17 protein-coding genes are annotated in these 14,627 nt (G+C 60.1%); 4 read left to right on the forward strand and 13 right to left on the reverse strand.

Annotated features, from left to right (window positions below; translation table 11 throughout):
• The first annotated feature begins 24 nt into the window (after positions 1-24).
• Entirely contained in the window at positions 25-678 is a 654-nt protein-coding gene (locus tag JAO77_RS04445) for a DUF4241 domain-containing protein (protein WP_198989087.1), read from the forward strand.
• A gap of 138 nt (positions 679-816) precedes the next feature.
• Here the strand turns inward: JAO77_RS04445 and JAO77_RS04450 are convergent, their stop codons facing one another.
• The 3 genes from JAO77_RS04450 to JAO77_RS04460 all read right to left on the reverse strand — a co-directional run bounded on the left by JAO77_RS04450 (position 817) and on the right by JAO77_RS04460 (position 3,466).
• Positions 817-1,503 (reverse strand): Sir2 family NAD-dependent protein deacetylase, encoded by a 687-nt coding sequence (locus tag JAO77_RS04450; RefSeq protein WP_198989088.1) that lies wholly within the window; start codon positions 1,501-1,503, stop codon positions 817-819.
• 45 nt (positions 1,504-1,548) lie between these two features.
• Positions 1,549-2,418 (reverse strand): hypothetical protein, encoded by an 870-nt coding sequence (locus JAO77_RS04455; RefSeq protein ID WP_198989089.1) that lies wholly within the window; start codon positions 2,416-2,418, stop codon positions 1,549-1,551.
• Between the two features lie 136 nt (positions 2,419-2,554).
• Positions 2,555-3,466: a DUF58 domain-containing protein gene (locus tag JAO77_RS04460; RefSeq protein ID WP_198989090.1), complete on the reverse strand. Its 912-nt coding sequence runs from the start codon at positions 3,464-3,466 to the stop codon at positions 2,555-2,557.
• Between the two features lie 39 nt (positions 3,467-3,505).
• Here JAO77_RS04460 and JAO77_RS04465 point away from each other — a divergent pair, with 39 nt between their 5' ends.
• Positions 3,506-3,907 carry a DUF4296 domain-containing protein gene (locus tag JAO77_RS04465; RefSeq protein ID WP_198989091.1) on the forward strand — a complete coding sequence of 134 codons (402 nt, stop codon included), beginning with the start codon at positions 3,506-3,508 and terminating at the stop codon, positions 3,905-3,907.
• Positions 3,908-3,972: 65 nt separating this feature from the next.
• Here the strand turns inward: JAO77_RS04465 and JAO77_RS04470 are convergent, their stop codons facing one another.
• The 7 genes from JAO77_RS04470 to hemG form a co-directional block, all read right to left on the reverse strand.
• The gene (locus tag JAO77_RS04470; RefSeq protein ID WP_198989092.1) at positions 3,973-4,305 is read right to left on the reverse strand and encodes a tRNA-binding protein; all 333 of its coding nucleotides are present in this window, start codon (positions 4,303-4,305) and stop codon (positions 3,973-3,975) included.
• A gap of 59 nt (positions 4,306-4,364) precedes the next feature.
• Positions 4,365-4,925: a DUF922 domain-containing protein gene (locus tag JAO77_RS04475; RefSeq protein ID WP_198989093.1), complete on the reverse strand. Its 561-nt coding sequence runs from the start codon at positions 4,923-4,925 to the stop codon at positions 4,365-4,367.
• 107 nt (positions 4,926-5,032) lie between these two features.
• Positions 5,033-6,439: an MATE family efflux transporter gene (locus tag JAO77_RS04480; RefSeq protein ID WP_198989094.1), complete on the reverse strand. Its 1,407-nt coding sequence runs from the start codon at positions 6,437-6,439 to the stop codon at positions 5,033-5,035.
• Between the two features lie 164 nt (positions 6,440-6,603).
• Positions 6,604-7,557 (reverse strand): L-histidine N(alpha)-methyltransferase, encoded by a 954-nt coding sequence (gene egtD, locus JAO77_RS04485; RefSeq protein WP_198989095.1) that lies wholly within the window; start codon positions 7,555-7,557, stop codon positions 6,604-6,606.
• Between the two features lie 80 nt (positions 7,558-7,637).
• A complete protein-coding gene (locus JAO77_RS04490) occupies positions 7,638-8,564 on the reverse strand; it encodes a TerC family protein (protein WP_198989096.1) in 927 nt (308 codons plus the stop codon).
• 79 nt (positions 8,565-8,643) lie between these two features.
• Positions 8,644-9,387, reverse strand: coding sequence for a polyprenol monophosphomannose synthase (locus JAO77_RS04495; protein ID WP_198989537.1), 744 nt, complete (start codon positions 9,385-9,387; stop codon positions 8,644-8,646).
• 181 nt (positions 9,388-9,568) lie between these two features.
• Complete coding sequence (hemG, locus tag JAO77_RS04500; RefSeq protein ID WP_198989097.1) at positions 9,569-10,930, reverse strand: protoporphyrinogen oxidase; 1,362 nt, start codon at positions 10,928-10,930, stop codon at positions 9,569-9,571.
• 22 nt (positions 10,931-10,952) lie between these two features.
• Here hemG and JAO77_RS04505 point away from each other — a divergent pair, with 22 nt between their 5' ends.
• Entirely contained in the window at positions 10,953-11,456 is a 504-nt protein-coding gene (locus JAO77_RS04505) for a D-glycero-alpha-D-manno-heptose-1,7-bisphosphate 7-phosphatase (protein WP_198989098.1), read from the forward strand.
• Between the two features lie 42 nt (positions 11,457-11,498).
• Here JAO77_RS04505 and JAO77_RS04510 read toward each other — a convergent pair whose 3' ends face one another.
• From JAO77_RS04510 to JAO77_RS04520, 3 genes are all read right to left on the reverse strand, one after another.
• On the reverse strand, positions 11,499-12,407 hold the full coding sequence (locus tag JAO77_RS04510) for a TIGR01777 family oxidoreductase (protein WP_198989099.1): 909 nt from the start codon (positions 12,405-12,407) through the stop codon (positions 11,499-11,501).
• Between the two features lie 118 nt (positions 12,408-12,525).
• Positions 12,526-13,212 (reverse strand): GTP cyclohydrolase I FolE, encoded by a 687-nt coding sequence (gene folE, locus JAO77_RS04515; protein ID WP_235998207.1) that lies wholly within the window; start codon positions 13,210-13,212, stop codon positions 12,526-12,528.
• The gene (locus tag JAO77_RS04520) at positions 13,193-13,612 is read right to left on the reverse strand and encodes a 6-pyruvoyl trahydropterin synthase family protein (protein WP_198989100.1); all 420 of its coding nucleotides are present in this window, start codon (positions 13,610-13,612) and stop codon (positions 13,193-13,195) included. The genes folE and JAO77_RS04520 overlap by 20 nt, the downstream gene beginning before the upstream one ends.
• A gap of 222 nt (positions 13,613-13,834) precedes the next feature.
• Between JAO77_RS04520 and JAO77_RS04525 the strand changes: the two genes are divergently transcribed.
• Entirely contained in the window at positions 13,835-14,542 is a 708-nt protein-coding gene (locus JAO77_RS04525) for a hypothetical protein (protein ID WP_198989101.1), read from the forward strand.
• Positions 14,543-14,627: the final 85 nt, after the last annotated feature.

Below are 14,627 nucleotides of genomic sequence, written 5' to 3' on the forward strand. Positions count from 1 at the left end.
AAGCTTACTTTATCCCTTTTCTTAATGCGTACCATAGATTCACCCGCCTTCTTAGAGCAAGCTTTTACACCGGGCTTCCAGGCCGCGCAAGACCCGGAGGAGCCTGATGCCGCCGTGCTAGCGTTTTCTCCCGTCACAATGGGCGAGCTACGGGTGCAGCATGGGCGCATTATTGGCTGCGACCCCTTGCAGTTTGATAGTGAAAATGACTTGCCCTTCAGTGCCAGCTTTCCAACGGGCAACTTCCCGGTAGAACTAGCTATTGCTAAATGGGAAGGCGATGAACGCGTGGCTTTTGCGCGCATCAGGTTCAGTGAGCAGGCCCCGCATCGGTGGGAGATGGCTACGGCTGGCGACTTCGACCCGGCCGGGCTAGCACCCGACACAATCATCGGGTACGGGGTAGACTCGGGCATGGGCGCGTTTTTGGATGCAGGCAGCGTGCCTGCCTTCGCAGCGCTTACAGACGCCGACCGCGACCAACTAGAGGTATACCTAGATGCCAACTACCAAGCCACTCGCTCGTGGCTGCTCTGGGAGCAAGATGGCGCCAGCGTTGCGCTATTTTCCAGTGGCGTCGGCGATGGGGGCTATGCTTCTTATATCGGATACGCCCTTGATGGCACCATCTCCCGTTTAGTCACTGACTTTCAACTCTTGGCCTGGCCATCGCATTAGGCCTGCTGCTATAGCCACGTAGGCTACTGAACAGGTAATCCAAGTTACTTATACTGCTAGCTAGCCTAGGTGGGCCCACCTAGGCTAGCTAGCAGTACATGGGAAAAGGTGTTGTTGTACTTGCTATTAGGAGGCAGCCTAGCCCGCCGCTAGCTCACGCAACACCTGTGGCACGCCCACGCTGGCGGTCTCCACCACGTAGCGCACGCCGCGGCCCGTTACGTCGGGCTGGTGCGGGTCGATGACGTACACCGGGCAGCCGGCGGGAGCGTAGTGCAGCAGCCCAGCGGCCGGGTACACTTGCAGCGACGTGCCCACTACCAGCAACGCATCGGCCGTGCTGGCTATCTCGGCGGCCTCCTCAATGGCCGGTACCATCTCGCCAAACCACACAATGTGCGGGCGCAACTGGTTGCCATCGGGCGCTAGGTCACCAACGTTGATATCGCCATCGCAGTAATACACGGTAGCCTCGTCGGCCACCGAGCGCATTTCGTTGAGCATGCCGTGCAGGTGCAGTACCTGGGTCGAGCCGGCACGCTCGTGCAAGTCATCTACGTTTTGGGTGATGATGCTGACCGTCCAGCCCGGCACCTCTTCGAAGCCGGCCAGGGCTAAGTGAGCGGCGTTAGGTGCTACCTCGCGGGCCTGCGCCCGGCGTTTATTATAAAAATCGAGTACCAGCGCCGGGTTGCGGGCGAAGGCCTCGGGCGTGGCTACGTCCTCGATGCGGTGCTCTTCCCAGAGCCCATTAGTGTCGCGGAAGGTACGAATCCCGCTTTCAGCCGATACGCCGGCGCCGGTGAGCACTACTAGGTGTAGCATCTTATTATTAATGAGCAGTGAGCAATGAACAGAAAACAGATAGGGTTAGCCGGCTGATACCATTTCGTATTGCTGCTCGGCAAAGTTGCGCAGGCGCTGAAAAGCAGCATCCACTTCTTGGGCGTCTTCGCTGAGTAAGTTGCCATATACTACGCGGTCGGTGGCGCGCAGGGCGCGGCGCACGTCGTCATTGTTATTGAAATGCTCAACTAGCTCCTTGGTCGTGAGCGAGCTAAGGTTAGTGTCTTTCAGGCTCGATAAGTAGTTTTTCCAGAGTACTACCACCCGTTCGGCCACCGGTGCCGAGCGCGAGAGCGTGAAGCGCTCGGCGTGGCGCGCAAACTGCGCCAGAAAATACACGTGGTTTTTGCGGCGCTTATAGAGCTGGTAGCGCCGCCGCCAGCGCCGGCCAAACAAGGCGGCCACACCAGCCGCCAGCAGCAGTAGCCCCGCCAGCCCCGCCACCCAAAAAGGATAGTTAAAGGCGGGCTCCAGCGGTAGCTGCCCTAGGTCCTGGCGCAACGCCGGGGGGGCGCCTGCTGTGCTACCTAGGGCCGGCGCTGCGCGCCGCAGCTGCACCTGGGCAGCAGGTGGCAGCAGGCGGAGGGTATCGGTGGCGCCGCGCAGCACTAGCACGGGCAGCTGCAGCGCCTGCACCGGCGCCAGCGAAAACGTGCGCAGGTGGTACACCGTGCGGTCGAGGCTACGGCCGTTGCGCGTGCGGGTGGGCTGCCAGGTTCGCCCCACGTACTCAAAGGGCGCAAAGCGGGCTAGCGAATCTGGAAATATCACCTCCTCGCTGGCCGCGTGCTCGTAGCGCAGCTCGTAGTCGAGCGGCTGGCCCACGGCTACATCGGCCCGCAAAAACCGACCAATTGGCTGCTGAGCCCGGGCCGCGCCGCCGAGTAGCAGCAAAGCTAGCAACAACAGCTTTCCTGCAGGGTTTCGCCAGGGTAAGGCGGAGGGTTGCGCAGGGGTTAGGCGAATAAATTGGGCCTGGTGGAAGGAGCGAGCCAACTCATAATTCATAATTTGTAACTCATAATTTAGGTTAGTGCCCGCGCCGCTGAAACAGGCCCACCAGCTGCGGCACAAAATCTTGGTCGGTGCGCAAGGCCAAAAAGCCCACCTTTTGGCGGCGGCATAGTGCCTGCAGGGCTTGCTGTCGGGTTGCCGTCTGGGCGGCGTAGCTAGCCCGGAAGCTCGGCGCCGACGTATCGACCCAGCGTAGTATGCCGGTTTCGGCATCGCGCAGCGGCACAATACCTAGAGCCGGAAACTCGGCCTCTTGCGGGGCTTGCAGCTGCACCACTAGTAAGTCGTGCTGGCGGGCCAGCATAGTGAGCTCGCGCTCGTAGTGCTCATCTATGAAGTCGGATATCAACACCACCAGGCTGCGCCGGCGCAGCAAGCTCAGGGCCAGCTTAATACCTGCGCTCAGGCCGGTGTGCTGCGAGGCGGGGGCCAATGCAAAGAGCCGCTGAATAAGTACGTAGGCAGCCCGCAAGCCCTTGGCGGGCGGCAGGTACAGCTCTTTTTGGTCAGAGAAAGCGAGCATACCTAGGGCCGAATCTTGGCGGGCAGCCGAGAGGGCCAGCAGGCCGGCCACGTCGCGGCCCACATCGAGCTTGCGCTGGCCGCTGGCGGCGTGGCCCACGCGCTGCGAGGCGCTCACATCGAGGGCTACCAGCACTTGCTGCTCGCGCTCTTCCTTGTAGGTTTTTACGAAGGTGCCGTGGCCTTTGCTGCTCACAGCCCAGTCGATGGCCCGCACCTCGTCGCCATACTGGTAGAGGCGCACGTCGTCAAACTCTAGCCCCGTGCCCCGAAATACCGACCGAAAATTGCCTTGCAGCTGGCTTTCCACGGCGTGGCGCATCCTAATTTCGAGGTGGCGCAGGCGGCGCACCAGCCCCGCAAGGCTGGCCGGAAAAGAAGCAGTAGAGGTGTCAGGGGCGGGCATGGTACTGGCGAAGCTACGGCTGCGTCGTTATTTTTGGGAGTGAAATACGCTCGTTTCCTCGCGGCCCGAACTGGGCAAGTCTTCCTTGGCCTGCTACTGGCCTTGCTCACCAGCTGCGATATGCCGGAAGAAGTGAAGCCGCCGCCGCAGCTGCTTTCGAAGCAAGAGCTGGCCAGCCTGCTGGTGCAGCTGCACTTGCTCGAAGCCCGGGTTGAGTCGAGCCGCCTGACGCCCGATTCGGCGCGGGCGCTGTTTCAGCAGCAAAAGCGCGAGATTTTGCGCAAAAACAACGTGTCGGAAAAAGACTCGGTGCTGCCACGCAGCTACCGCTTCTACGCCATCAACAACAAGGACATGGACGAAATCTACAAAATCGTCATCGACTCCTTGCAGCGCCGCGCCACTAAGCTCAATGGCGGTACCCCGCCCGCGCCCCAGTAATGGTTAGTTATGAATGGTTAATTATCAATGATTTCTAGTATGGATTAACCATTCATAATTAACCATTAATACAGGCGGCTGCCATTAGGTACGGGCGCTGCCAACGCCGCCAGCACAGTGTGGCCCTCGGCATCGGGGGCACCTACTACCAGTACTTCAGAGCGAAATGGGCCAATCTGCTTGGGCGGAAAATTGACTACGGCCAGCACCTGCCGGCCCACCAGCGTGTCTGGCGTGTAGTGGTGCGTAAGCTGCGCGCTCGATTTCTTGATACCGATTTCGGGGCCAAAATCCAGCACCAATTGGTAGGCAGGTCGGCGCGCCTGTGGAAACTCGCGCGCTTCCAGGATGGTACCGGCGCGCAGGTCTACTTTTTCAAATTCTTCCCAAGTAAGCATGCGTAGGCAGGGCAAGGGGACCCTAGGTAGGTGAACCGGGCAAAAATAGCCCAGGGCACTTACGCGTCCTTGTCGGCGAAAGCGGCCAGCTCTAGCAGCTGCTTCTGCACCTGCGCTTCCCACAGGGCCTGCTGTTCGGGCTTGAGGCCGTGGTTAGTGTCACGGTCGTACTGGTCCTCAGCCTTGGCCCAGTCGGCATACACATCCTTGCTGAGGCGCTGAAACGTGGGCCCTAGGTCGGCACACGGAATGCTAACTCCGGCCAGTTTCTGACGCAGGCGGCGGGCATACACCTCCGTGATGTCGAAGTGCAGCTGCTCGTGGCGCAGCAGCTTAGGCGTGATGGTGGCGGGGTCGCGTACCCACGACAGCGTGGGGTCGAAGGCGGCCTGCACGTGGCCGCTAAACTGATTGCTGCGGCACGCCACCTGCGCCACTATGGTAGCCGAGGTAAGGGCCGCGTGGGGCTCGCCCGGCTTGGGGCGCGCTTTAAAATCGGCCAGCACCAGCGGCCGGCTGGCCGACCAGTGCAAGCTGCCACCCGGAATAGTTTGGGCCGGAGCAACCGTAGATAAACCAGCCAGCAGCAGCAGCGCGCCGGCAAAAACTTGGTAGAGCATGAGCAGAAGAAATGGCAAAAACCGTCTTGCTGCCAACGCCGCCGCGCCCTAAAAAGTGTCGGCTACGTGAAGCGGAATACGGCTGCCAACGCTAACCACTCGTGGCCCTAGCCGGCTGGCTGGCCCATTACCAGCGTAGCCTCGGCGTCCATCAGCAGGCTGGCGTCGGTGGGGCCAGTTGGGGGCATCGCCCCGGGCTGGCTTTCGCGCCGGAAGCGCAGGAGCAACACCACGGCCACCACCGAAAGGCCCGTGAGCAAGCCCAGCCACACGCCCACGGCGCCTAGGTGCAGTCCGAAGCCCAGGTAATATCCCAGCGGCAGCGCAATGGCCCAGTAAGCCAGCAGCGCCACTACCGAAGGCACTTTCACGTCTTCGAGCCCGCGCAGGGCACCTAGGCCCACCACCTGCAAGCCATCCGAGACCTGGAAAGCGGCCGCTATGGTCAGTAGCGTGGCCGCCTGCGCCAGCACCAGCGGGTCGTCGTTGTAGAGCGGCGGAATGACGTGCCGCATGGCCAGCAGCAGCAGCCCCATAGCTACCATAAACCCGAAGGCCAGCCAGTAGGCCGCAAAGCCCGCTTGGCGCGCCTCGAGCAGGTCGCCGCTGCCGCGCAGGTTGCCCACCCGAATAGTGGCGGCCGCCGCAATGCCCGTAGCCGCCATATAGGTCACCGAGGCCACGTTGATGGCAATCTGGTGGGCCGCCTGGGGCGTCACGCCTATCCAGCCTATCATCAGGTATGACACGCTGAAGGCACCCACTTCGAGCATCATCTGCATGCCGATGGGCAGCCCGAGGGCAAGCTGTCCGCGCAGTTCGGCCAGGCCCGGCCGCAGCCACTGGGCGGCGTGAGCGGGGCGCCGGCTGCGCAGCTGCTCGCTGCGCAGTACAAACTGCGCCATCAGCAAAGCTATGCCAATGCGCGAGAGCAGCGTAGCCCAGGCCGCACCCATCAGCCCCAGAGCCGGGGCGCCGAAGTGCCCAAAGATGAACGCGTAGCAGAGTAGCGCATTCACCACGTTGCCCGCAATGGAAAGCTGCATGGCCTGCTTGGTGAGCCCTAGGCCCTCGGCCCACTCGCGGAAGCCCTGAAACATCATGAGCGGCAGCAGCGATAGGCCCACCACGCGGACCCACGGCGTGGCCAGCGCCACCACCTCGGGCGCCTGCCCTAGGTGGGGCAGCAGCAGCGGCAGCAGCTGGCTAATGCCTAGCAGCGCCACACCCACGAGGGTATTCATCCAAACGGTGCCCACCAGCAGGCGGCCCAAAAACTCCTCATCGCCGCGCCCATTGGCGGCCGCCACCCGCGGCACCGACCCCATGCTGATGCCCAGGCCCAGCACCATGAGCAGCGTAGTCACGCTCACGCCCATGCCCACGGCGTCGAGCGGCAGCTTGCCCAGCTGGCCCACCATCACCGAGTCGCACACGCCCACCAGCACGTGGCCAAGCTGGCTGAGAACGACGGGGTAAGCTAGCAGAAGAGTAGGACGAAGATGCTTTTTCAAAACAGATTAATTTTATGAAGGGTTGTAACTAAACGTGTCATGCTGACGAAGGCAACATCTGGCGTGGACAACTAACCTCTAGGTATAGAAATTACTGCGCCACGCGAGATGCTGCCTTCGTCAGCATGACACGTTTGTATTATTTCTTAAGCTGTAGCGCAAATTTACGCCTTCGCCAGCACCACGTCGGCAAAGTCGCCGGCCTCGTCTTGGAAAACCTCGACCACATACATACCTGCTGCCTTGGCTAGCTTCGCAATCTGGGGGAGGGTAAACTTGAAGGAGTTTTCGGTGTGAATGGCCTCCCAAGCCGCGAAGTCGAAGGCCTGCCCGCCTAGGGCGGCCACGCGCACGGTTTGGGCGCGGCGGCTCACCAGCCACGAGCGCATGGCGCCGGTGCTGGGGTCGTAGTCGGGGTAGTGTTGCCAAGCTTCGAGCTGGAAATCAGCACCTAACTCGGTATTGAAGCGGCGCAGCAGATTCAGGTTAAACTCGGCCGTGACGCCCTGGGCATCATCATACGCCGCCCGAATGCGGCGCGGGTCTTTGCGCAGGTCGAATCCCACCAGCAGGCGGTCGGCTGCCGTGAGCGGGGCCGCTAGCGCTTGCAGGAAATCGCGCTGCTCATTAGGCTCAAAATTGCCGATGTTAGACCCTAGGAACAGCACGGCCTTGGCGCCCGGCCGCTGGGCCAGAGTGGTGAGGGCGGCGGTGTACTCAGCCGCCAGTGGCTCGGTGGGTAGAGTGGGTAACTCCTCACGCAGCGAGGCCACTAGTTCCTCTAGCGCCGAGGGCGAAATATCAACCGGTACATAGGTGAAAGCGGCTGATTGAGCGAGCAATTCGCGCAGCAAAATTTTGGTTTTCAAGCCGTCGCCAGCGCCCAGTTCTACTACAGCCAAAGGCTGGCCAGCGTTAGTACCCGCTTGCAGCGCCTGCACGATGGCAGCGCCCTGCGCCTGAAAGATGCTAAGCTCGGTGCGAGTAGGGTAGTACTCGGGCAGGGCCATTATTTGCTGAAACAGCCGGCTGCCCGTTGCATCGTAAAAGTATTTAGAAGATAAAGACTTAGGTGTTTGGGCGAAGCCGTGGGCTACGTGGTCGGCCAGAGAAGACAAGGGAGCAGAAAGAGGAAGTGAAACGTCGGAATGGGAAAGCCGCAAAGGGCAGAATATGTTGGGCCGCGCCGCCCTAGGTGTTACTCAGCCTGCTTCTTTGGCCACAGCAGCGAGGCCGCGATGGAGCCTAGCAGCAGCACGCCCACCGCGCCGAGCGCCACGGGCATTGGGAAGGGATAAATGTCTTCGAGCAGCAGCTTAGAGCCGATAAAAATCAGAATGAGCGCCAGGCCATAGTGCAGGTAATGAAACAATTGCATGAGGCTGGCTAGGGCGAAATACAAGGCCCGCAATCCCAGCAGGGCAAACACGTTGGAGGTGTAGACTACAAACGTATCGCGCGAAATAGCCAGAATGGCCGGGATAGAATCAGCGGCAAAAACCACGTCCGTCGTTTCTATTAATACTAACACTACCAGCAGCGGCGTAGCGAAGCGCACGCCCTCGCGCCGCGTGAAAAACTTGCCGCCATCGAGCTGCCGACTGATAGGAAGATGCCGACCTAGGAAGCGCACAATGGCGTTGTTTTCGGGGTCGATTTCGGGTTCACTGTTACTGCTCAGGCCCATCCGCACGCCCGTGTACACCAGAAAGGCACCTAGGACGTAAAGCAAAAAGTGGAACTTGGCCAGTAGGGCTGCTCCCGCCAAAATAAAAATGCCTCGCAGCACCAACGCCCCCAGCACGCCCCAAAACAAGATGCGGTGCTGATACTCAGCAGGCACCTTGAAATAGGTGAAAATGAGCAGGAACACGAACAAGTTGTCCACGCTCAGGGCCTTCTCGACGAGATAGCCCGTGAGCCACTGCACGCCCGCCTCGTGGCCCATGGTATGGTACACCAAATAGTTGAAGCACAGCGATAACGCAACCCAAAAGGCGCTCCAGCCCAGCGCTTCCTTGAGCTGGATGGCGTGGGCCCGGCGATTGAACACCAGCAAATCGAGCAGCAGGAGCCCGATTACGAACAGATTAAAGAGAACCCAGAACAGCGGGGTATTTTCCATACGGCAGTGGTATCCTCTACGGAAAAATATGGCTTAGGAATGGCAAGGTAGAAATTTTGCCACATTCGCTGCCCTAGGTCTAACTAGTTGGGAGCCGGCGCGGCGGGTGCACCCAGCTGCTGAGCTTCATCTGCACCACGCCAAACAAGGCCTCTTTGAAGATGCCCGATGACATCTTGGACTGCCCCCGCGTGCGGTCGGTGAAGATGATAGGCACTTCCTTAAGTCGAAACTTGAGGCAGTAAGCCAGCCATTTCATCTCAATCTGAAAGGCGTAGCCCACGAAGTGAATCTTGCTCAGGTCGATAGCGCGTAGCACGCGGGCCGCGTAGCACTTAAAGCCCGCCGTGGCATCGTGGATGGGCATGCCCGTGATGGCGCGCACATACTTGGAGGCGAAGTACGACATCAGCACCCGGCTCATGGGCCAGTTCACCACGTTTACGCCGTCGCTGTAGCGCGAGCCGATGGCCAAGTCATAGCCCTGCACGGCGCAGGCTTCGTGTAGGCGCAGTAGGTCTTGGGGGTTGTGCGAGAAGTCGGCATCCATCTCAAACACAAACTGATACTCTCGCGCCAGCGCCCAGCGAAACCCGAAGATATAGGCCGTGCCCAAGCCTTGCTTGCCGGCTCGCTCTTCTAAAAACAGGCGGCCCGCAAACTCACCTAGGAGCCCGCGCACGATGTTGCCGGTGCCGTCGGGCGAGCTATCGTCGATAATCAAGACGTGAAAATCCTTGGGCAGGCCTAGCACCGCCCGGATAATCAGCTCAACATTTTCCCGCTCGTTGTACGTCGGAATCAGGACCAGTCCGGCGGCCATTGTACTCATTGCGGGCAAAGATAAGGCGGGTAGGTAGGTGGTAGGTGAAGCGATGAACAGCAAAGCGCGCCGACTCTCACGAGTAGGCACTAGCCATATAAGCTTCCTTCTGATAGTAAAAGGATGCTAAAACAACCCGGAAAATTGCATAGTTACGCCTAGGTGAGGCGAAAAAACCGTGTTAAGCCTTGCCGTCGGCCAGTTCGCGGCTCACGTTGCGAGCGTGTTTCACACAGTCGGGTACACTCACGCCGGCCTGCCAGTTGGCTACAGCTACGATGCCCGCCGCTACGAGCGGCGCAAAAGCCGCCCGTGCCGCGGCCAAGTGCTGGTCGAACTGCGGAATGCTGCGCGGCCAGTAGTAGCGCCCCTGCCAGCGTGGCGCACCCTCGATGCCGTAGAGCCGGCTCAGCTCTTGGTGCACCGCGGCCAGCTGCGCGGCCTCGGGTTCCTGCGCCTGCCGGGCAAACTGCGCCCCACCCACAAAACTGGTAAACAGCACCTGCCCGGCCGGCACCCGGTCAGGAAAGAGCGAACTGGTCCAGATAGAGCCGGCCGAGTAGGTGCCCTCCACCCGCGGGTTGAGCGCCCCGAAGCCCGCCAGCGGGTGCGTCACGGCGGCCCGGTCGTAGGCCGAGTACACTAGCGTCATGGGCGGGTAGTGCACGGCACCTAGCGCCGAGGCCGCCGCTGGGTACAACGGGCGCAGCAACTCGGCGGCGGCGTAGGTTGGCACGGCCAGCGCTATGTGCGAGTAGGAGTGTGAAGGTTGTTTGTTGATTGTCAATCGATACTGAGGGGCGCTAGGGTGCTCACTACTCAGTGCTAATTGCTCATTACCAATTGCCGTAACGGCCTGCCCTAGGTGGTAATGAGTAAGGCGAGCAGCCAACGCATCGGTGAGCGTTTGCACGCCACCGCGCAGCGTAATGGTTCGACGACGGCCTCCGGGCTTGCCTTTTTGCGAAGCCGCAAAGCCGCGTAGCACCGAGCCGTACTGCTTTTCTAGAGCGGCCAGTTGCGGAAAGGTGAGCGACAACAGCAGCTCGCGAGGGTCACCGGCGTAGATGCCCGCCACAAACGGGTTGACGGCATAATCGACTACCTCAGGCCCAAAATGACGCTCAAAAAACGCCGCGATAGTTTCGCCGGGCACGGGTGGCGCGGGGCGGCGCAACAGCTCACCTAGGAGCCGCAGCTTTGTTTTGAAACTGAAAAAAGAACTGGTTAGTAACTTGGGTGGCGAGGCGGGCAGGGCTTGGTAGGCGCCGTGCCGCAGCACGTAGCGGTGCTGGCTCACGGGTGCGGCTTCCTGAATGGCGTCTTGCAGGCCTAGCTCGGTCAGTAATTCCTCTAGCTCAGAGCTGAGTAGTAATGAATTGGGGCCGGCTTCGAGCTGGTAGCCGGCTAGGTCCTGGGGCGAGTGCAGGTTGCCGCCCGGCCGCTCGCTAGCCTCAAATAGGTCGTAGGCTACGCCCGCTTGCTGCAAGAAATAAGCTAGCGTGAGCCCCGTGAGCCCGCCGCCGATAATGGCAATGCGCATGCCGCAAAGGTACCTTCGCCCCATGAACCGAGCTATATTTCTAGACCGCGACGGGGTTCTCAACGAAGAGATGGGTGATTATGTCTGGACGCCCGAGCGCTTTCGCATCGTGCCCGGCGTGCCCGAGAGCCTACGCCGACTCAAGGCTGCGGGCTACCATCTCATCGTGGTTACCAACCAGGCGGGCATCGCCAAAGGCCTCTACACCCGCGCCGATGTGCAAGAGTGCCACAGTATCTTACAACAGTCTTGCGGGCATATCATCGACGCACTGTACTTCGCTGAGAATCATCCATCGGTGAGCGAGTCCATTCTCCGTAAGCCCGATTCGGGAATGCTCGAAAAGGCCATTGCCCGCTTCGCCATCGACCCCGCCGCCAGCTGGATAGTCGGCGACCGCGCCCGCGACCTCGAAGCCGGCGCTAGGGTAGGGGTGCGTGGCATCTTGGTGGGCCACAGCGAGGCGCTCGCATATTCGCCCCGCGTAGCCGACTTAGCAGCCGCTACCGAGTTGATTTTGAATTGATGCGCAACATGCTCGCAATGACAATCGCTGGGTGTTATACCACTATTCATAAAACGACTCGAGCGCCGCTTTCAAATGCGTGTATTCAAACTGAAAGCCCTGGCTCAGCACCTTGTCAGCGCTCACGCGTTGCGAGCCCAGCACTATCTCGCTCATCTCACCCATGGCTAGCTTGAGGCCAAAGGCGGGCACCTTGGGCAACACCAGCGGGCGGTGCATCACTTGGGCTAGTGTTTCGGTAAATTCCTGGTTCGTGACGGGGTTAGGCGCCACGGCGTTGTACTCGCCTTGCCACAACTCGTCGTGCATCATTTGGGCCAGTAGGCGGCACATATCGTCGAGGTGAATCCAGCTCATGTACTGCCGGCCCGAGCCCAGCGGAGCGCCGGCCCCAAAGCGCACTGTTTTGGCAATAGGCGCCAGCGCGCCGCCCTCCGGGCTGAGCACGATGCCAATGCGCGGCAGCACCACCCGCGGCCCTAGGGCCCCGATGGCGCAGGCCGCGGCCTCCCATTGCAGCACCACGTCGGCCAGGAAGTCGTCGGCGGGCGCAGCGGTAGGCGAGTTTTCGTAGAGCAGCTCATCGCCGCGGTCGCCATAAATGCCAATGGCCGAGGCCGATAATAGCGTGCGCACGTGGTGGCCGGGCTTGGCCAGCTCGCGGTGCAGCAGCTCTAACCCATCGAGGCGGCTGCGCAGTATCTCCTGTTTGCGGCTGGCCGTCCATTTGCCCTCGGCCACGTTGCTGCCCGCCAAGTTCACCACGCAGTCGGCAAAGGGAAGCGCGGCGGGGTCGATGGTGCCGGCGGCGGGGTCCCAGCCAAAGAGGCGATAGTGGCTGCTTTTGCCGGGCTCACGGGTTAGCAAAGCCACGTCGTTGCCCGCGTCAATCAAGAGCTCGGCCAGGCGCTGGCCTATCATGCCCGTGCCGCCGGTGATGAGAATTTTCATGGTCTAAGAAGGTGTCAGCTTAGGGCCAGTGGCGGCTAGCTTTTGGTAGGGTGAGGTAAGTAAACACCAGCAATACGTAAGCTACCGGCTAGCAGACACTAGCTAGCCGCCACAGACCCTACTTCCCAATCTGCCGCAGAAACTCGGCTCTGAGCTGGGCATCTTCTTGAAAGCGGCCGCCATACTCGCTGGTAAGCGTCGAGCTGCTCGTGTCGTTTACGCCCCGGCTCATTACGCAGAGGTGGTCGGCTTCGATGAGCACGGCCACGTCGGGGGTACCTAGGCTGTGGCGTAGGTGCTCGGCTACCTGGCGTGTGAGGCGCTCTTGCACCTGCGGGCGGCGGGCGTAGTACTGCACCACGCGGTTGAGCTTGCTGAGGCCCACTACGTGCTTGCCGGGCAGGTAGGCCACATGCGCCTTGCCGATGATGGGCACAAAGTGGTGCTCGCAGCACGAAAACACCGTGATGTCGCGCTCTACCAGCAACTGCTGGTACTCGTAGCGGTTCTCAAACAGGCGCACCTCGGGCCGGTGCTCGGGGTTGAGGCCCTTAAACCACTCTTGCACAAACATCTTGGCTACCCGGCGCGGGGTGCCAGCCAGGCTGTCGTCGGTAAGGTCGAGCCCGAGCTCGTCCATAATAGCCCGAAAGTGGCCGGTAATGGCTTCTATTTTCTCCTCATCGGGCTTTGCAAAAGCATCGGCGCGCAGGGGCGTGCGCAAGCCGGGCGGCAGGTGGTCGTCGGGGCCAAGCCCGGTGGGGTGGTCGGTGTGGGCCGGCGAGTTAGGCTCCTTCTCCATCATATTCTACAAAATTACGGTCCGTCTCGTAGAGCGTGACCGCGAGCTTCAGGGTGGCCGGCAGCGCGGGGCGCAGCCGGCGCCAAATAACGAGCGCGATGTTTTCGGCCGTCGGGTTCAGGGTTGCAAAATCGGTCACGTCTAGGTTCAGATTGCGGTGGTCGAAGCGGTCGAGCACCTCGCGCTTCACCACCGTGCTCAGCGCCTTCAAGTCGAAAACGTAGCCCGTTTCGGGGTCGGTGGGCCCAGTGAGGCGCACTATCAAGTCGTAGTTGTGGCCGTGGTAGTTAGGGTTGTTGCACTTGCCAAACACCCGCTGGTTGCGGGCCTCATCCCAGGCCGGGTTGTGCAGGCGGTGGGCCGCATTGAAATGCTCGGTGCGGCAAATGGTGAGTTCAGGCATAGATGGCTTAAACTAGGGTAGAGGACTTTTGTTCGGCAGGCTAAGCAGCAATGTGTCACGCTCCCGATTGTATTTAAATAATAAAAAATCGGACTAAGAAAAAAAATTATAGGATTCTTGGTTTTGCACAGAATAAAGCACTTAAATTTGACCACTCGAAAGCATTAGCGGGTGATGTGACTTAGTATTATCTAATTTTCTACTTTAATTTTTTAAATCGTTATGAACCGAAAAATACTGTTGGTGCTGTTGCTGGTACTGGCCGGCCTGCGCGTATCGGCCCAGCGTTCGCCCGTCGATGAAGCCGACATGTCGATAAATAATATTCCGCGCAAAGGTCAGCGCGTGAGCCTGCAGCTCGACAACAAGCGCGTGGAGACGTCGTGGATAAAGCAGCTCACCGAGCAGTTTCCGGGCAAGGTAAAGAACAATAAAGGGGTAGTAACGATGGACGGCGTAGTTATCCCCGAGGTTTCGGCCACGCCCGTGCGGGTTATCAGCCGCGTCGACGCGCTGCCCACCGGCACCGGCGTGTGGTGGAGCATCGACCTCGGCAACGCCTACCTAGGTCGCGAGTCGACCCCGAGCCAGTGGAAAGCCGCCGAGAAATACCTCAAAGACTTTGCCCGCTCGATGTATCGCGAAGACCTGATGGCCCAGATTGCGGATGCCGAGAAGGCGCTCGTCAACTCGCAAAACAATAACATGGCCGTTATCGAGAAGTCGAACACCATCAAAAAAGACATCGAGAAAAACAAGGCCCGCAAAGTGGAGATTCAGCAAATGCTGGCCGCCAACGCCGCCGAGTTGCAGCAGTACAATAACATGATTGACACCAACTTGAAGGAGCAGGAAGCCGCCCGCGCCGACATTGTGAACATGCGCGTGGCCCTGGAGGCCGTGAAAGAGCGCATGACTAAGATTGAATAATTGAATAAAGTTACCTTCTGCTCTGCTACCAATTATTAGTTTTATTTTAAGGTTGATTATCAAGAAGCTGCCGCCCTGCATCAGG

Source organism: Hymenobacter sp. BT559, from assembly GCF_016427535.1.
Classification (GTDB): Bacteria; Bacteroidota; Bacteroidia; order Cytophagales; family Hymenobacteraceae; genus Hymenobacter.